The sequence below is a fragment of the Streptomyces sp. NPDC047117 genome (assembly GCF_040643545.1).
Classification (GTDB): domain Bacteria; phylum Actinomycetota; class Actinomycetes; order Streptomycetales; family Streptomycetaceae; genus Streptomyces.
Window position 1 is genome coordinate 1 of record NZ_JBEYUN010000001.1, and the last position, 15,644, is coordinate 15,644.

A 15,644-nucleotide genomic window follows, 5' to 3' on the forward strand; every position below is an offset into this window, starting at 1 on the left:
CGGTGGGCTGCCAGATGAGGATCGACTTCTCCCGCAGTGTGCCCAGCACGGCCGGGATCTGCCGGGCCGGGAGGTGGGCATCGGCGCAGACCTGCCGGGCGGTCTCGGCGTCGAAGCTGCCGGCGAAGACCGACAGCCGGGCCCACAGCAGCCGCTCGGCGGGAGTGCACAGCTGGTGGCTCCAGCCGATCGCGGTGCGCAGGGCCTGGTGCCAGGGGGGTTCGGCGTCGGTGGCGACATCGTCGGTGTCGCCCAGGACGGCGAAGCGGTCCTCCAGCCGGGCGGTCAGTTCCCGTACCGGCAGATCGCGCAGGCGGGCCGCGGCCAGTTCGATCGCCAGGGGCAGTCCGTCCAGCCGCCGGCACAGCCGGACCAGCTCCGCGCGGTCGGCATCGGTGACCGTGAAACCGGGCACCGCCTCCGTGGCGCGCAGAGTCAGCAGGACCACCGCGTCCGCCGTGCCCGCCCGCGCATCGTCGGCCTCGGGCACCGGAAGCGGCTCGACCGTGAGCACCCGTTCGCCCACCACGTCCAGGGTGCGGCGGCTGGTGGCCAGGATCCGCAAGCCCGGCGCCGCCCTCAGCAGCACCTCGGCGGCGAACGCGCAGGCATCGGTCAGGTGCTCGCAGGTGTCCAGCACCAGCAGCAGGTCCCGCTCGGCCAGATACTCCGCCACCACATCGATCATCGGGCGGGTGGTCTGATCCGCCAGCGGCAGGGCTTCGGCGATGACGTGCGCCAGCAGCGCGCCCTCGCGCAGCGGCGAGAGCTCCACCAGCCACACCCCGTCCCGGAAACGGGACTGAAGCGCAGCGGCGGCATCCACCGCCACCCGGGTCTTCCCCACCCCGCCGACCCCGGTCAACGTCACCAGCCGCGCCGGCGCCGCACCCGGGGCACCCTCGAACATCCGGCCGATCTCCGCCGCCTCCGCCCGGCGATCGACCATCTCCGTCCGCGGCTCCGTCAGATTCCCCACCCGCCGCTCCTCCTCCGCCAAAACGAACTGACCTCCCGGCTCGACCTGCACTCACTCTGCACTCACTGCGGATGCTGGAGACCAGCCTTCACCCACATGCCACGCTCCGTAACCGGTGACGGAAAATGCCCGGAAGGACCACCACACGGACCCCAATGGATCGGATGATGTGTCTTCAGCAACGCTTGATGCCCCGATGGATACGCCAGGGGGCGGGGCGTTTCGTCCGTATGGGGGATGCCAGCTGCCGCTCCGCGCGGCATTCTGAGGCCGCGCGGCCGCGTGGAGGGTCAGGCGCTGCCGAAATCTCCATTCCTCAACGGCCGTCCCCACGGTCACTGCCCGGCAACGTCCTGCGCGGTCGCGTTGATGGACAACGGCTGCCCCCTCTGGCACTCACTCAGGAGATGGGTTATCCAGGCGCTGGGTGGGGCCACAGGCCTCTGTGGGCCCAGCCGGCCGTCCCAGCGGGCCACCGCGCGGGTCACGTCAACGGCAGCCGCGCCGGTTCGAAGATGTCACTCAGGTCCTGCTCGCCGCGTCTTTGGCGTACTCAGTCTTTGGCGTACTCAGGCGCTGCTAGCTGGGGCTCCGACTTGGGCTACGGCTCGATAAACGGCACGGCCACTGCGGCCAGCCTGGTCTGCAGGTTGATGTCGCTGGTGGCGACGAACCACGCAGACCCGGGGTGTTGGGACTGCAGCAGCAAAGTGGAGGCGACGAAGCGGTCGTCCGGCACGGCCAGGTCCAGCCAGTCAGGCAAAGCATCGGACTTGGGTTCGATGTGCTCGAAGACGACGTGGACGTCGCCGGCTACCTTTACGCCGCGGGTGACGTCGCCGTTGCTGCGCAGTCCTTTCAGGCGACGATCGGCCTTCTCAGCGGCCTCGCGCAGCGCCTCATTTCGCCCGGCGCGCTTGTGGTCGTCCAACTCGCGCAGCACCACCGGCAGCAAGTGCGCCACGGAGCGGGGCCCGACCTGGTCGGTGGAGAGGGCGAGGTCCGGATTGTCGATCAGGGCGTTGGTGTCGACGCCCAGGCGCACCGGCCAGGGGTCGGTAGGCAGCAGCTCGGTCAGTTGTCGCAGGCTCTGCGCCGACGCCTGCAACTGCTTCACGGCCTGCGGAATCTGCCGTGGGATGGAGTGGTCGCTCCAGATGCCTTTACGAACCAGCCAACGCTCCAGGTGCTCCAGGGCGTCTCCGAGCTTCTCCATCGTCTCGGGTCGGGTGCGGGAACAGCAGGCAGAAGCGCGGCGCCCAGTCCCGCAGGCGCCGCAGCAGCTCCATCCGGCGGACTTCCAGTGCCGGAGAGCTTGGACGCCAGCCCCGGTCCGCGGCACCGACGGTGTAGACAGAGTCGTACGGCCCGTTTGGGTTCACGTATTGGATCTCGGAATCATTCAGCACGGCGACGTAGTCGCTCTCCCACGCGTCCAGCTCCTCGATGAGGCGCTGGACGTACGACGGCGGCAAGGGCTTCTTCTGCGGCATCCACTGATGATGGCCCGCCCCACTGACATCGCGGCCTCTGTGTCGAGCGGCTACGGCGCGTCTTCCCAGGCGGCTGTGTGCGGTATCGGGGTGGGTCAGCCGAGCCAGGTGATGTCGATGACGTACAGGCGGCCGACAGGCCGGTTAATCCAGTAGGTGACGGTCAGCCGGCCGATCGCGGCGCCGCGCAGATCTTCGCCCTCGGGGTCGCTGCGGTCCCAGGCAGGCCGGCCCCGGGGGCCGCGGGAGGCGAGCTCCAGGACGTCACGGAGCATTACGCGAGCATGTCGGGCAGGCTGTCACGTTCAGCCTGGGCCTGGGGGAGAGCCGGGCCGGCCCGGCGTTGCGCACCGGCGGGGCCCGGCGTCCTCGTCGAATTCGAAGGGGACGCCGTCGGAGTCGTCCGTGCCGGAGGCGAGGAAGGCGTCGACGGCCGGGGCGGCTTTGCGGCGGGCCGGCCAGGTGCGGACGACGTCGTGCAGCGGGGTGAGGCTGTAGCTGTGCCGGGAGTCCTCCAGTGCGCCGGCCCAGTCCCGCTCGAACGCCGGCACCCAGCGGTCGGCGCGGCGGTCGGCGCGGATGTGCGCGAGCAGCTCGGCGGCGGCCGCGGGTGCGGGCGCCGGGACCGGCGTCGGGGCAGGCGTCGGGGCAGGCGCGTGCTGTGGCTGTGCGCTCATGGTGTCCTCCGGATGGGTCCCCACCAGCCACGGTACGCGGCCGCGGTGGGGCCGGGGAGGGTTCTCGGCGCCTTGGACTACCAGGGTTCGGGGCCGGGTTTGTCAGGGCGCATCAGGGCTTGGGCTGCGGCGAGGGTGTCGACGATGGCGACCAGCTTCCAGTGCTGCCCGTCCCACCGCAGGACTGCGCGCGGCGCATCGGGGTCGAGGTGGGTTGCGCGGGGCGGGCCGGGGATGAGGGTGCGGGCGCGCATGCGCCCGAGTTGGTAGGTGCGCTGCAGCAGGCGTCGGCCGAAGCGCGCGTCGCCCCCCTCACTCATCGTCGCCGTCCTGGTCCTGGTCGCCGCCAGGTCTTGGATGGACATTCCGCCGATGGCATCACGTTCCTCTTCGGTGAGTGCGCCGTTGTGTCCGGCATCTTCCCGCCCCATGCCGAGCAGTGTCCCGCCGGCTGGGGGCGGCGCCAAGCCTGGCTCGCGCCATAGGGCGCGGCCACGGGCGTGATAGGTGTAGAAAGCGCGCGTCCCCGGCAGCTCCAACGCCGGGACGCACGCTTTATGAGACACACTCAACCGCCTTTTCCCTTATCGGAAAGAGCCGTAATTACTTGAATCGCATGTCGATGTAGTCGATATCGGTAAGAGAGCAAGGGCGTGGACGCCTCCGCGAGCTGCGCCGGCCCGCAGCCGGCCGGGGCTGTGCGGGCACACTGAGGCGGTGCGCCTGAGCTCCGCCATCGCGGCGGCGGTGCGCTCCATGACAGTCTGCGTACGCTGCCCGACGACTGTCGCCCCGAGCACGGGGGAGCGCCGACCGGTTCCGGTGCCGGCACCCTGGCCTGGACAGCAACATGAGGACGAAGAAGAACGCCATGCCTCTCACCCACCACCTCCTCCACGAATGGGCCAAAACCATCCTCGCCCAGCTCAATGCGCCGGCCGGGCACACCCTCACCGTCACCGGCCCGGGATTCACCACCCACACCCACACCGACACCTGCCCCGGCACCGGCACCGGCACTGGGGCAGGGGCAGGGGCAGGGACGTGTGCGGGCGCAGCAGACGATGCCGGGGCGGTGGAGAAGGCCTGGGCGCTGGAGAAGGCCGGGACGCTGGAGGAGTTCCGCTCTACGCTGTCCCTCGCCCCGGACGACGACCGCACCGGCGTTGCGGGCGGCGCCGGTTGCGGCGGTGAGGGCGTCGGGTTGCTGGTGACGCTCGCTTTCGCCGACGGCTCTGCCGTTGGTGTCCACTTCCAGGAGGCGATGGATGAGGCCGAGGCCTTGACCTTGCTGGCCGACCAACTCCAGGACGCGGTACTGGAGGAGACCGGCGGCGCACCCCACCCACCCTGCCCCAACCACAGCCACGGCCATCCGGCCGTAGCCCGCACCGTGAACGGCGTTGCCGGCTGGACCTGCCCCGCCGGCGGCCCGACACGGTCCATCCTCCCCACCTCCTGACCACACCCCGCGGGCCGTGCCCCAGCATCCCGGGGGGGGCGAGGCACGGCCCGGGGCGGGGGCGCCGGTGAAGCCCGGACCCGTAATGCCACCGCGACTGCGGGAAGTCCCCAAGGAGCTGCACGTCCGGTTCCATCAGGAAGTCGCGCCCGGCCCAAGCGGTGTGACACACCACCAGCCCTGACGTCAGCGACCCAACGAATCCTCACCACACTCCCACAGCCGCCTTCCTTTCCAAGACGTGAGGGCGCGGACACGCCTTCGAATACCCGCCGCCCAGGCCTCCACCGCACGCCACCCACCCCACCCCAGGCCTGGCTGCAGCAGGCAAACCGGAGGCGCACCAGCCTCCCCCGGGGGACTGCACGGCACCGACCGGAACCAGCGGCCCCACGCCTCACGCCCGACCGACGTCATGGAAGCCGTTGACGGCAGGCGTTCCCGCCGGTTACCCGTGCCTGTCCGGTTCGGCGTCGGCGACGGCGCGGGATCCGCCGAGATCTCGGGGTGGGCGAGGACGTCGCCGCGGTGTACGACTCGGACCGGCCCCGGGCCATCACCGGATGCTGATCCGCCGGCGTAGCGAGGCCGTGTTGGACGTTCCGCAAGACCGCCGTCGCCATCACCGCGAAGTCCGCCGGACGCAAGGTCTTCGGCCTCGCCACCACGGACGTCCTGTCGCGCTTGACCTCGTGCGCGTCAGTCCGGCAGCCAGTGCAGCTCGTGCGCCAGGGTTTGGGCGACGGCACGGATGCGGCGGTGCAGCGGCGACGGCTCGCGTGGCAGGACCAGGTGGATCGTCAGGCGGGGCGCGCCTCGCAGCGGTCGCCAGGTGAGACCGGCCGGTTGTGCCGTGGCCGCGGCTTCTCCGGCCGGGGCGAGGGTGACCCCGTCGCGCAGGTCGCGCTGCGACAGGTCGAAAGAGACTGCGGGCGTGCGGAACCGGGGATGTGGCCGGGTGTCTCGGAACAGTGCGGACAGCTGATCGTGGATCACGGGGTTGGCCGCACGGTCCGGGAGTCGCAGCGGATACGCAGCCGCGTCGGCGATCTCGATCTCAGGGTGTTCGGCCAGCGGATGGTGCTGCGCCAGCTGGACCCCGATGCGCGCACGCCGCAGCAGGAACCGGCGCACGCCACCGCCCGGCTGTTCACCGCGGGTGATCCCGGCATCGATGCGGCCGTCGGCGACCGCGGGGGAGATCTCCGGTGTCGCCATCGGGACCGCGCCGACCTCGAGTCCGCTGTTGCCACGCATCAGCCTGTCCACCAGGGCCGGTACCGTCTCGGCCCCGGTGCTGAGGCTGTATCCGATGCGCAGCCTGCCCAGTTCACCGGCCGCCGCGCTCCGGGCAGTGTCCCATGCCCGGTCCAGCGCCGCCAGCGCGGGCGGCGCGGACTCCGCCAACGCCACACCGGCCGTGGTCAATACGACGCTACGCGTGTTGCGGACAAGCAGGGCCGTACCGAGTTCCGCCTCCAAGCGGCGCATCCGGGCGCTGAGTGCGGGCTGTGCGATACCGATCCGTGCGGCCGCGCGGGTGAAGTTCAACTCCTGTGCCAGCACCAGGAAGTACCGCAGGCTCACCGTATCCGGCGCCACATGCCCTCCCTGCCGATTGATAACGATCCGTTCTGATTCTATCCCGTACCGGTCTTTCCCCCGCCCGCAGAACAAGCCCTAACCTGCGCATACGACGATCCAACCGACCGCCGTGCCCGTCACCGGGACCGGTCGGTCCAAGTGTCAGTGTCAATGCGAAGCCGGACGCGTCCGGCCGAACACAGGAGGTCTCCATGGCCAAGGGCTACTGGGTCAGTGTCTACCCCGCCAATTCCGACCCTGAGCGGCTGACTTCCTACGACCAACTGGCCGGCCCGGCTGTCCAGGCCGGGGGCGGGCGCGTCCTGTCCCGCCTCCCCTCCCGCGGCGGCCGAGTCGTCGCCCACGAGGCCGGAATCACACAACGCGTCGTACTGATCGAATTCGACAGCTTTGAACAGGCCGTCGCGGCATACGAGAGCCAGACATACCAGAAGGCGCTGGCGGCCCTCCCCGACGGCCTCGAGCGCGACTTCCGCATCATCGAAGGCGTCGACTGACCGGCGGGGCCAGCCATCGCTGAGCATCCGCAAGCCGGCCGCCCAGCCACACCACAGGCACCACCCTCACCCAAAAGCCCAGGCATGGCGTCACACACCGCACACCGTCGAACAGCCCCCGGACCTGCCCGACAGGCCCCCGAGAGATCCCGCACAATGCGCCATCCCACAACGAAAACGCCGAATCCGGGACGCGGCGGGGAGGCCCCCATGGCGACCGATCAACCCGCTTCGACTGCCGCCCGCTCGGGTGGTGCCCCTGCCCGCCCCTCCGTCCGCGTCCATCGCGGCAGTCGGGCGGTACCTCACCAGCGCGGGCAGCGCGAAATCCTCCGCCCGGATTCACCGGATCCCGCCGAGACATGGGGGGATGCTCGCCGGCGAACCCGTGCCGACCGGACCCGCCCGCAGGGGCACGAAGCCCCTACCGTCCCCGTGGGACACGGATAGCAGACCGGTACCTCCTGCCACCGTCTACAGCATCAGCAACAACACCGTGCCCGCTGCCACCAGACAGACCACAAGCAGGAACACAGGCAGCTTCGCGCGGCCTGCGCGGCGGTATCGGGGGCCCGGTAGCAGGTGATCGACGATGTCGGGGTGAGCGTTGGCGACAGGAGGGCTCTCGCGGGCCCCCCAAGTCCAGTCTCCATCTGCGGCCGGCTGCCCCTCCTGCAGTCCCCCGTCGCTGTGCTTGCGCCAACGGAGGCCAGCGGCGTCGGTGAATTCGATGCGCACGGCCAGCTGCAGCATGTCCAAGGTGGAGCGGCTGGCTGTGGAGGGGAGCGAGATGCGACGTGTCTGCCCTGAGGAAACATCACCGCACTCGTCGCTCACCGGGATTTCCGCTATGCACACAAGCAGCTCGCGGATCGGTTGGCTGCTCAAATTCGCGACCGTCACCTGGGGCGTGATCCAGTCAGGGTGCAGAGAGGAAGCAACTGGGGCGACAGACAGATGCACCATCGCGGCCTGAGCCAGCGTCTCCTGCCGTTCCGCCGCCTTGGCGCGCTCCTCCGCGCGGCGCTCACGCGCCTCGACTTCCCGCTCCCGGCCGTCCAGCTGCTCCGCGCGCCGCACCTGGTGCCGGTGGGCGCGGTAGCTCACGAGCAGTGCGCCCAGGGCGATGACGGCGCCAACGATGGCACCCAGGTCTGCCAGCATGACGTCACTGTGCCCCACTGCGGCACCCACGTCACCCTCTAGGAACACCTCCCCCGTACGTCCCGGATAGAGGAGGTACAGCCCGATCTCCGTCACAGAGCCAGGGCCAGACGCCACCCAGGGACGGAACGGGCCGGCAAGGAAGCGCCAGAGGCCCACGCCGTGGCGAGGTGAAGCACGCTGCCCGATGCACTCCCGGGACCCGGGATGACGGTCGCCTCCGGCGGATCTGCCCCAGGCTCCCCTCCCGGGGCGTGATCCGCCGCAGACCGCACCCGATCGCCTGCACCGGCCGGCCACCGAGGCGTGGCCGGCGCGGGCAGCGGTGAGAGGTCAGGAGGTTGTCAGGAGGTCTTGAACGTCCAAATGTAAGGCTCGCCGTCGTCCTCGGCCGACCAGTGCACGGCCAGTTCCTTCGTGCCCTTGGGGACCATGTAGGTCTCGCACAGCACGTGGCTGGCGCCCTTCTTCCAGTTCTCGATGTCGGTGTCCGACTCACAGCCCGGCGCGTCGTCCGCGGCGCCGATCAGAATGGTGCCGCGCCGGCCGTCGGCGTAGATCTCGGCGTTGTCCCCGACGCTGGGGTAGGAGGCCACGACGCCGCCGCCCTTGTTCGTGTACTTCACATGCGCCACCGCGGGGACGAACCCCTTGGCCTTGGCCGGATCATCGACCATCTTCTTGGTGTCCGCCTCGGTGCCCACGTCCACCTTCTGCGCCAGGACGTCGTACGTGATCTTGCCGTCGTCCTCCTTGAACGAGCTGGTGGCGCTCTCGCCGGTCGCCATCTCCCTGCTCGCGGGCTTGTCCTCCTGCAGCTTGCTGGTGCTGCCCTTGGCCTCACCCTTGCCGCCCCCACCGCAAGCGGTCAGTGCCAGCGCCAGAACAGCCACGGGCGCGGCCGCACGCAGCCACGAAGTCTTCCGGTTCAGCATGTTCGATCTCCCCGTTGATAACGATCAGTTGGCATGATCATAACCAGATATCCCGTCGACGATCACCACGATCCACCGCGGTGACCTGCGCTTTGTCGCACTCCGGCCAGAAAACGGCATTCGACCGGTCGGCAGTCGGGGCGCTATCCCCGGATCACCCTTACGCCCGCAGAATTCAGATCGGTCGCCAGGTCCTTGTGCCGGGGTGCGCAGAGCTCGATCGCCTCCCCGGTGTGCAGATGCACGTCCAAGGAGCCATCGTCCAGCCACGGCGCAGGAACGGTGTGCACCGCACCGAGGATGTCGGTCAGAGCGATGTCCAGGGCTGTGCCATTTGGGCCGCGAAGATGAAGGGCCGAGGCGGTGAGCGCCGCCGCGCCGAACCGGACGGGGTTGCGGTCCCAGGTGGTGGGTTCGGTGTCCGTGTCGTGGGCGGCGTCCTCGAACAGACCGAAGCCCACCGCGTAAGGGGCGGCTCCAGCGGGAAGAGCGGGCGCTGCGGCGCGGGCTCCCGCGCGCATGGCGCGGCGTTGGCGCCAGCGTGGCACCAGAAAGCAGGGCGACAGCAGGATGAGGATGCCCAGCGCCAGAGCAGCGACAAAGCCGAGATTGGCCGCAATGCGCGGACGAAAGACGGAGGCCGTGCCGAGGAGGACAACGACCGGGCCGGCCATGACAGTGAGAAAGAGCGGGATCGGCACCCCGCCCTGCTGACCGGTTTTCGGCTCGGTGAGTTGCTTCCGGTAGATGCCACGGTTCCGCCTGCGAACCGCCTCGACATCGGTGCGGTTGTCCGCGGTGGTCATCAGGTACTCCTTGACGTGTCGAAGGTGGCCGGGGCGAGTCCGGGCGCACGGCCGGTCGGCCAGGTCCGGCTCGTGCACACCACTTGGGCCTGGAACTGGGGGTGGGCACCGTGCCGGCCCCGCACACGGAACGAGGCTGCCCTGCGGCTCCCTCTTGACGTGGCGCAACCGTGGGGCCCTGGAGCACCTGCATCAGCGAGCAGGCCACATAGACCGCGATCGCGGCCAAGACCCAGACGTAACCTCGCCCCAAGTTGGAGGTGTCGCCGTCCTGCGTGCAGCTGAGCCGCCGCTCCGGGTTGACCCAGCCGATTACCGCGAGGACGGCCGCAAGGAAAGAGCAGGATGATGAGGCCGAGCACCGGCTTCCCCATAGAACGAAGGCCCCATACTTACCATCCGTAGCACCAGGTCAGGGCGGCAGGGCGGCAGGGCTACCTCGGTCTTGTGGCACAGCGGTCAGCCACCGAGCTAACTGACTGGGTGTCGATTAGAGGTCGTGCAATGGCTCGATGTCTGCGGGGTGAGGTCACTGCGGATTGCTGGCAGCGTGCACGTATTCGTTCGCTGCGGTCCGCGGAGGGGGCATCTGCGCGCAGGGACGGGTTGTACTGATCCGAAACGCTTTGTGTTCGCGCTCGCTGACGGCGTGTGAGTGATCTGGTGGGAGATGCGCGGACCTGGTCACCGGACGCGCAAGAAGCTGTGCGTTTGCCAGCGATATCCGCGCTGGTGCAGGGCCGGGTCCGGTCAGAAGTTGCTCGCCCTGTTCAAGACGTCGGTCTGGGCCGGGGACAAGTGGTGGGCGAAGTGGCAGGCGGGTGGCCGGGACGCGCTGCTGTCCCGTCCGCGGGGCCGGCGTACGGGTGATCATCAGGTCCTGTCCGAGGCCGAGCAGGCGCGCGAGGGAACGCCCCTCCGGATCCGACTCAGACCAGTCCCCGCACTGCGCCCTCACGGGCGACCGCGTACAGCGTGACCCGCAGCAGCGTCCACACCCGCTCCGATACCCGCAGCGGCTGTTCATCCGCGAACTGCTCGCCGAGGGACTGGGGACGTGACCCGATCCGTCGCTGGTCGTCGTCGCTGTCCCACCGCTCGACCAGCGCGTTCAACGCCTCGTCTCGTACCTGGTCAGGACCACGCCGCCGGGAAACGTGCGTGTCTCCACCAGGTTCAGGTTCACCCAGCTGTCCAGCGCGGTGAAGAACGGTGTGCCGTTACCCACCAGGACCGGATGGGTGACGATCGCGTACTCGTCGATCAGCCCGGCCCGCATCGCCGCCCCGGCGAGCGTTGCACCACCGACCCTCATCGGCCCACCGTCCTCGGCCTTGAGCCGAGTGATCTCCTCGACCGCGTCGCCGGTGACCAGGCGAGTGTTCCAGTCGACCTTGTCGACCGTCGAGGAGAACACCACCTTCGGTGTGTCCCGCCAGTTCCGCGCGAACTCGATCTGCGCCGGTGTGGCGCCCGGCTGCTGGTCGCCGGTCGGCCAGTAGGCGCTCATGGTCTCCCACAGCTTGCGCCCATACAGCAACAGGCTGATCGCCCGCTCCTCGTCGAGCCACCACTGGAACAGCTCGTCGCTCGGCTCGCTCCAGCTGAGGTCGTCGCCGGGCGCGGCGATATAGCCGTCCAGGGACAGGTTCATGCCGTAGAGCAATCTCCGCACAGCGCCAGCCTTCCGTCAGTCGGTCTCGGAAGTCTAGACGGGCCCTGCCCCCGAATCCCGGACACGGGTTATGCGGCTGGTGTGGGCGTAGTGGGTGTGTGGTGGAGGGCGTTCTCGAAGGCGATCGGTGATCGTTGTCCGAGGCGGGAGTGTCAGCGTTGGGTGTTGTAGCGGTGGAGCCATCGGAAGGTGTCGAGACGGGCCTCGCGCTCGTTGGGCCGGCTCTCTCGCCCTTGCAGGGTCTCGCGCTTAAAGGTGGCGTTGAAAGACTCAGCCAGCGCGTTGTCCGCGCTGGATCCGACCGCGCTCATGCTTTGCTGGACGCCTGCTGACCTGCTGGCCTGCTGGCTTCGGTGAAGACTCGGCTGGTGTACTGGGCTCCGTGATCGGTGTGCATGATCGATCCGGCGTCCGGCGAGCGGCCCGCGACCGGACGCCGGGAGGCGCGAGGCCACACGACCATACGTCCAGCGAGGGTCACACCGGGGTGCAGGTGACATAGGTGAGTTCAGCGTCTCCTCCGTCTCACCGGAGTCACCTGACAACAGGTCCGGATCACTCCAACTTGCGGCACGCGCGCCGTCGAGCTGCAGCCTCTCGACCGCGTTGTTCTGCGCGTCCACGAGCGCCAGGATGACGGTATGCGCGCTGTCCTCAGTATTAGCTGGATCTCTGGAGTCCAAAATCCACTGCGTGAACTTCTCGCTCTTCTCCATGGCGCGCGTGAGCGTCAGAGTCCCGAAGAACCCCGAACCATTCAACGCAAGGAAGATTCCTTGGGCTAGGCCCTCCTCGCCCTCCCCGTCGCTCTGCTGACCGACTACGCCCTCCTCGGCGCCGGCGCCCTCGGCTGGACCGTGGCCTGCGCTTTGGCCCTCGCCTCGCGGGCGTTCACCGCCGTGGCCCGCTGGTCCGAGCGAGCTCCGCAGGGGACGTAGGTTCAGTCGGCCGTCCGCCGATTTAGCCGGGCGCAGCCCACGATGCCCAGCGGGAGTGCTCTCGGCCGGCTGGTCTGCTCGGTCTTCTGCCGGGCGTTCGAGCACGGCTTTGTTCCGCGTCATGTGCGTACCGGCTTCACTTCGACGCGGCGGTGCAGCAGGAGTCGCTGAATGCCCACTGCGAAGCGGCCGAGCAGGCATGCGATCCCTGCGCTGCCGACGGCGATGCTCCAGCCATGGCCGGGCGAGGTGTTGAAGTACAGCCATGCGCCCAGTCCCAGCAGCACGGCGCTCACCGCGGCCAGGACCGCGCCGATCAGCTCCAGTCGGCGGCTGCGCCCCGTGGACTGCGTCAGCGGCGACAGCGGCGGCCACCACATCCGCACGAACCACACTCCTGCCGCGAAGAAGCCGGCCCCCAGGACGGTGAAACCACTGAGCGGCTGGCTGACCATGAGCCCGACACCGGACGGGAGACACACCAGCACCCCCCAGCCCATCATGAACCGCACCTGGCCCTCGGACAGCATGCTCGGCGGTATGTACGCCACGCCTTGTTCTCCTTGCATAAGACGACGAGAGCCGAATGGCCTCGCAAACGTTGCCCTAAAGGCGATCACGTCGCCAACTCAGCAACCGGGCCGACCGTCACGGGTGCCGGGCGGGCACATGCTGGTGGGTGGCAGCGGCAGTGGCCTGGCCCGTACAACGAACGTTCCGGAGCGGCACGACCTGAATACGAGCACAGGTACCAGACGCGCGCGGCGCGCTTCGCGGGGTACCAGGCAGTGAATGTGTACCTCAGCGTCCGCGTATGGGAAAGATCTTTGCCACCTTCGAGCCCGCTTCCCACCTGGTCGACTACGGACCCTCCGGCTCGCGTTGGGGCGTAACAGCCGAGTGGGTTCGGCGGGCGTTCCTCGCGCTTGTGATGGTGTCTGCCGCATTCCTCGTGGCGGTCCTTGGTTCGCTGCTCGCCCTGTCGTGCGACAGCTGCTCGGGCGGGATCGGCAACTCCCGGTTCGTGCACGCCGTGATCGTGTTGGGCTGGGTGGGGTGCCGTTGACCGCGGTGGCCACGCTCATCGGACTCTTCGTGCCGCGGGGCGGGCCCAGGATCGCCGATTACGGTCTGGGGACCATGGCAGGGCTGCAGGTCCTCATGTGGCTCCTGGGACAGACCCCAGCCCGAGCGCCGGAGGAGACCTCGCTGCTGAGTGCGGGCCCCCTGCCCCGTACGCTCGTTCGTCCACGGACGATGAGAGATGGAGAGGAAGAGCATGGCGGGGGATGCGAACGGTCACGGGCTCGCGGCAGGAGCCAAGCGAGCGGCTCAGCTGTCCGGGCAGGTTCCGCCCCGACGCCGTACCGGCCCGGTGCACTGGCTCGTGTTCAACAGCGCGTGCGTGGCGATCTCGGTGACCATGATGTGGCTCGGGCCGGTGGTGCCTCTGCCGGGCGTGCTGAGCTTCATGGGTTTCTTGCTCTCCGTGCTGCTGATCCCCATGGCGCTCCTTTTGGTTCCGGTCTTCTGGCTGCGACGTGTCCCGCGGAAGAAGCGGAAGGTGGCCTGGGAACTCATCATCGTCCTCATCGCCGCGGTCGGGCTCGCGTTCCTCACCTACGGGGCAGGCGAGGAATGGGCGCTGCAGGAACGCGGTCGCTGGACCAAGGCCGTCGTGGTCAAGGTCGAGGACCGCAAGAGCGACAAGTGCACCCTGCGCACCAGCAACGGCCAGGACATCACCCCGCTGCTGGGAGAGAGCGACGGCTGTGATGCGGAAGTCGTTGAGCCGGGCGATGACCTGACCGTGCTGTATGACCCCAAGGGCGCGGCCGGCCCGGCGGATGAGATGCCCTCCGGCTCCTACGCAGGGGTCATCGTCGGCCTGGCCGCCCTGATCATCGCGGCCGGCACTTGTGGCTGCGTACGCATGAATCGGTGGGACAACGCGTACACCGGGGGCACTCCCTAGCCACTCCCCCGGTGCATCGACAAGACGATGCCCGGCTGGGCTGTGTAATCGGGCGTGCCCGAACAGCATCATTCAGGCAGCCCCGCAGTGCTCACGTCAGAGAGACTGGCAGTCGATGTCGCTGTGGCGCCCAGCGGTCTCGTCCTCCCGGGGCCCCGACACGCCTACGGCACATACGAGTGGTGGTCGGTGTGTTGGTGTCGGGACGTGGGCCAACCTCGTACGCAACCTGTCATTCAGTGTCTCCCGGTCGGCGCCCGTCACCGACGCGGGCATTCAAATCTTGCGGGCGGTTGGCGGAAGAAGCCCTGTCCGACTGACTTTCGGCCCGGTCGGTCAGCTGTCGAGCCGGTGAGCCAGTCCAAGCAGCTCCGGCAGCCGCAGGACCCGCTCGCCGAAACCCGGCAGCGGCACGTGCAGGGGTTCGGTCCAGCGGTCGGGAATCGCCCCGGCCCCGTAACAGGCGCCCGCAAGGCCGCCGGTGACCGCGGCGACGGTGTCCGTGTCGCCACCGAGATCGATCGCCGCGCGCACGGCTTCCTCATAGCCGGTCGTCGTCCGCAGTGCCCAGACGGCGGAGCCCAGGCACGGCCAGACGGCACCGTTGAACTCGGTGGCGTCAGCGGGGTGCCAGTCGGCCGCCAGCACGACCGCGTACCGTCGACGGTGGTCGGGGTCGACGAGCCCGACCACCGCGGGCAGGGCGGCCAGGGGGTCGGCGCCGTCCAGTGCGACACGGACAAGTTCGTGGAAGACGGCGGTGCCTTCCCAAGCTGCGCGGTCCCCGTGGGTGAGGGCGGCGATGCGGCGGGCGGCATCCATGGTCGCCTGCTGCCCCGCCCCCGCGAAGCAGACGGCCGCAGTAGTCGCCCGCATCAGGGCACCGTTGCCTGCGGCCCGCTGGCGGAAGCCCGCGCGTCGGGCATATGGGCGGTGGGACCGCCTACAGCCTCGCACACCTGCTTGATGTCTTCCGTCGGCCAGACGTAGTGGCTGGTGAGCCCGAGCAGCGGCTGTCGTGATCATCGAGCAGCACCAGTCAGTCCGCGTGCTGGGTGTGGCCGGTGTCGAGGAACGGGGCGTAGAGCACCGTGGCAATGTCCCTGCGGCGGATGTGGCGCCTCCTGCCAGAGAGGCCGCGGTAATGGTCCTCTTTCGCTGTCACGGTGACGTGAGGGACCAGCGCGACGGTCAGCTCGGCCTGGCCACCGAGCGCCCCGGCACCAGGCGGGCCCAGGTTCACTTCGCTCCCGAGTCCCCCACGCTTGCGACACCCACCGGCATCGGATTTCCGTACGCAGGACGCACTGGAGGCGCTGTTGCGGCGGGAGACTGCGGGCGCGGTTGAGGAGTGGGGCCGCCGGCGCCATACATTTCCGGTTATCAATCACCTGGTGGTTCGCATCAGTTCTCTCTTCTCCCTCACAGCGGGGCTGGG

19 protein-coding genes and 1 pseudogene are annotated in these 15,644 nt (G+C 69.1%); 5 read left to right on the forward strand and 15 right to left on the reverse strand.

Going from position 1 to position 15,644, the window contains the following annotated elements; all coding sequences use genetic code 11:
- The 6 genes from ABZ840_RS00005 to ABZ840_RS00030 all read right to left on the reverse strand — a co-directional run.
- Positions 1-979 (reverse strand): AAA family ATPase (locus tag ABZ840_RS00005; protein ID WP_361550660.1); only part of this gene is annotated, 979 nt, incomplete at its 3' end.
- A gap of 601 nt (positions 980-1,580) precedes the next feature.
- On the reverse strand, positions 1,581-2,195 hold the full coding sequence (locus ABZ840_RS00010) for a PIN domain-containing protein (protein WP_361550663.1): 615 nt from the start codon (positions 2,193-2,195) through the stop codon (positions 1,581-1,583).
- Positions 2,143-2,472 carry a hypothetical protein gene (locus ABZ840_RS00015; protein ID WP_361550666.1) on the reverse strand — a complete coding sequence of 110 codons (330 nt, stop codon included), beginning with the start codon at positions 2,470-2,472 and terminating at the stop codon, positions 2,143-2,145. The genes ABZ840_RS00010 and ABZ840_RS00015 overlap by 53 nt, the downstream gene beginning before the upstream one ends.
- 95 nt (positions 2,473-2,567) lie before the next feature.
- Complete coding sequence (locus ABZ840_RS00020; RefSeq protein ID WP_361550669.1) at positions 2,568-2,747, reverse strand: hypothetical protein; 180 nt, start codon at positions 2,745-2,747, stop codon at positions 2,568-2,570.
- Positions 2,748-2,777: 30 nt separating this feature from the next.
- Positions 2,778-3,149, reverse strand: a complete 372-nt coding sequence (locus ABZ840_RS00025; RefSeq protein WP_361550672.1) for a DUF6247 family protein — start codon at positions 3,147-3,149, stop codon at positions 2,778-2,780.
- 77 nt (positions 3,150-3,226) lie between these two features.
- Positions 3,227-3,514 (reverse strand): DUF6087 family protein, encoded by a 288-nt coding sequence (locus ABZ840_RS00030; RefSeq protein WP_361550675.1) that lies wholly within the window; start codon positions 3,512-3,514, stop codon positions 3,227-3,229.
- A 485-nt stretch (positions 3,515-3,999) separates the two neighbouring features.
- Between ABZ840_RS00030 and ABZ840_RS00035 the strand changes: the two genes are divergently transcribed.
- Positions 4,000-4,611 carry a hypothetical protein gene (locus ABZ840_RS00035; RefSeq protein ID WP_361550678.1) on the forward strand — a complete coding sequence of 204 codons (612 nt, stop codon included), beginning with the start codon at positions 4,000-4,002 and terminating at the stop codon, positions 4,609-4,611.
- Positions 4,612-5,310: 699 nt separating this feature from the next.
- Here ABZ840_RS00035 and ABZ840_RS00040 read toward each other — a convergent pair.
- The gene (locus ABZ840_RS00040) at positions 5,311-6,213 is read right to left on the reverse strand and encodes a LysR family transcriptional regulator (protein ID WP_361550681.1); all 903 of its coding nucleotides are present in this window, start codon (positions 6,211-6,213) and stop codon (positions 5,311-5,313) included.
- Between the two features lie 194 nt (positions 6,214-6,407).
- Between ABZ840_RS00040 and ABZ840_RS00045 the strand changes: the two genes are divergently transcribed.
- Complete coding sequence (locus tag ABZ840_RS00045; protein WP_361550684.1) at positions 6,408-6,713, forward strand: DUF1330 domain-containing protein; 306 nt, start codon at positions 6,408-6,410, stop codon at positions 6,711-6,713.
- Positions 6,714-7,187: 474 nt separating this feature from the next.
- Here ABZ840_RS00045 and ABZ840_RS00050 read toward each other — a convergent pair whose 3' ends face one another.
- From ABZ840_RS00050 to ABZ840_RS00060, 3 genes are all read right to left on the reverse strand, one after another.
- Positions 7,188-7,877 (reverse strand): hypothetical protein, encoded by a 690-nt coding sequence (locus ABZ840_RS00050; RefSeq protein WP_361550686.1) that lies wholly within the window; start codon positions 7,875-7,877, stop codon positions 7,188-7,190.
- A gap of 344 nt (positions 7,878-8,221) precedes the next feature.
- Positions 8,222-8,812 (reverse strand): hypothetical protein, encoded by a 591-nt coding sequence (locus tag ABZ840_RS00055; RefSeq protein ID WP_361550689.1) that lies wholly within the window; start codon positions 8,810-8,812, stop codon positions 8,222-8,224.
- A 143-nt stretch (positions 8,813-8,955) separates the two neighbouring features.
- Positions 8,956-9,618, reverse strand: coding sequence for a hypothetical protein (locus ABZ840_RS00060; protein WP_361550692.1), 663 nt, complete (start codon positions 9,616-9,618; stop codon positions 8,956-8,958).
- Positions 9,619-10,329: 711 nt separating this feature from the next.
- On the opposite strand from ABZ840_RS00060, the pseudogene ABZ840_RS00065 reads away from it, so the two are divergent.
- Positions 10,330-10,519, forward strand: a pseudogene (locus ABZ840_RS00065) (helix-turn-helix domain-containing protein); the annotation flags it as partial.
- A gap of 28 nt (positions 10,520-10,547) precedes the next feature.
- On the opposite strand, the gene ABZ840_RS00070 reads toward ABZ840_RS00065, so the two are convergent.
- The 4 genes from ABZ840_RS00070 to ABZ840_RS00085 all read right to left on the reverse strand — a co-directional run bounded on the left by ABZ840_RS00070 (position 10,548) and on the right by ABZ840_RS00085 (position 12,782).
- Positions 10,548-10,733 carry a hypothetical protein gene (locus tag ABZ840_RS00070; protein WP_361552428.1) on the reverse strand — a complete coding sequence of 62 codons (186 nt, stop codon included), beginning with the start codon at positions 10,731-10,733 and terminating at the stop codon, positions 10,548-10,550.
- Positions 10,730-11,293, reverse strand: a complete 564-nt coding sequence (locus ABZ840_RS00075) for a dihydrofolate reductase family protein (protein ID WP_361550695.1) — start codon at positions 11,291-11,293, stop codon at positions 10,730-10,732. Before ABZ840_RS00075 ends, ABZ840_RS00070 begins: the two co-directional genes overlap by 4 nt.
- A gap of 152 nt (positions 11,294-11,445) precedes the next feature.
- A complete protein-coding gene (locus tag ABZ840_RS00080) occupies positions 11,446-12,009 on the reverse strand; it encodes an integrase core domain-containing protein (protein WP_361550698.1) in 564 nt (187 codons plus the stop codon).
- Between the two features lie 341 nt (positions 12,010-12,350).
- The gene (locus ABZ840_RS00085) at positions 12,351-12,782 is read right to left on the reverse strand and encodes a hypothetical protein (RefSeq protein WP_361550701.1); all 432 of its coding nucleotides are present in this window, start codon (positions 12,780-12,782) and stop codon (positions 12,351-12,353) included.
- Between the two features lie 263 nt (positions 12,783-13,045).
- Between ABZ840_RS00085 and ABZ840_RS00090 the strand changes: the two genes are divergently transcribed.
- Both ABZ840_RS00090 and ABZ840_RS00095 read left to right on the forward strand, forming a co-directional pair.
- Positions 13,046-13,297 (forward strand): hypothetical protein, encoded by a 252-nt coding sequence (locus ABZ840_RS00090; RefSeq protein ID WP_361550704.1) that lies wholly within the window; start codon positions 13,046-13,048, stop codon positions 13,295-13,297.
- Positions 13,298-13,510: 213 nt separating this feature from the next.
- Positions 13,511-14,206, forward strand: a complete 696-nt coding sequence (locus ABZ840_RS00095; RefSeq protein WP_361550707.1) for a hypothetical protein — start codon at positions 13,511-13,513, stop codon at positions 14,204-14,206.
- A 336-nt stretch (positions 14,207-14,542) separates the two neighbouring features.
- Here the strand turns inward: ABZ840_RS00095 and ABZ840_RS00100 are convergent, their stop codons facing one another.
- Complete coding sequence (locus ABZ840_RS00100) at positions 14,543-15,232, reverse strand: ADP-ribosylglycohydrolase family protein (protein WP_361550710.1); 690 nt, start codon at positions 15,230-15,232, stop codon at positions 14,543-14,545.
- Positions 15,233-15,644 lie beyond the last annotated feature (412 nt).

Excerpts from the sequence above, each read along its gene's own strand:
- ABZ840_RS00010 (WP_361550663.1), bottom strand. The coding sequence starts at position 2,195 with ATGGAGAAGCTCGGAGACGCCCTGGAGCACCTGGAGCGTTGGCTGGTT.
- ABZ840_RS00015 (WP_361550666.1), bottom strand. The coding sequence starts at position 2,472 with ATGCCGCAGAAGAAGCCCTTGCCGCCGTCGTACGTCCAGCGCCTCATC.
- ABZ840_RS00020 (WP_361550669.1), bottom strand. The coding sequence starts at position 2,747 with ATGCTCCGTGACGTCCTGGAGCTCGCCTCCCGCGGCCCCCGGGGCCGG.
- ABZ840_RS00025 (WP_361550672.1), bottom strand. The coding sequence starts at position 3,149 with ATGAGCGCACAGCCACAGCACGCGCCTGCCCCGACGCCTGCCCCGACG.
- ABZ840_RS00030 (WP_361550675.1), bottom strand. The coding sequence starts at position 3,514 with ATGTCCATCCAAGACCTGGCGGCGACCAGGACCAGGACGGCGACGATG.
- ABZ840_RS00035 (WP_361550678.1), top strand. The coding sequence starts at position 4,000 with ATGAGGACGAAGAAGAACGCCATGCCTCTCACCCACCACCTCCTCCAC.
- ABZ840_RS00045 (WP_361550684.1), top strand. The coding sequence starts at position 6,408 with ATGGCCAAGGGCTACTGGGTCAGTGTCTACCCCGCCAATTCCGACCCT.
- ABZ840_RS00050 (WP_361550686.1), bottom strand. The coding sequence starts at position 7,877 with ATGCTGGCAGACCTGGGTGCCATCGTTGGCGCCGTCATCGCCCTGGGC.
- ABZ840_RS00055 (WP_361550689.1), bottom strand. The coding sequence starts at position 8,812 with ATGCTGAACCGGAAGACTTCGTGGCTGCGTGCGGCCGCGCCCGTGGCT.
- ABZ840_RS00060 (WP_361550692.1), bottom strand. The coding sequence starts at position 9,618 with ATGACCACCGCGGACAACCGCACCGATGTCGAGGCGGTTCGCAGGCGG.
- ABZ840_RS00080 (WP_361550698.1), bottom strand. The coding sequence starts at position 12,009 with ATGGAGAAGAGCGAGAAGTTCACGCAGTGGATTTTGGACTCCAGAGAT.
- ABZ840_RS00090 (WP_361550704.1), top strand. The coding sequence starts at position 13,046 with ATGGGAAAGATCTTTGCCACCTTCGAGCCCGCTTCCCACCTGGTCGAC.
- ABZ840_RS00095 (WP_361550707.1), top strand. The coding sequence starts at position 13,511 with ATGGCGGGGGATGCGAACGGTCACGGGCTCGCGGCAGGAGCCAAGCGA.
- ABZ840_RS00100 (WP_361550710.1), bottom strand. The coding sequence starts at position 15,232 with ATGATCACGACAGCCGCTGCTCGGGCTCACCAGCCACTACGTCTGGCC.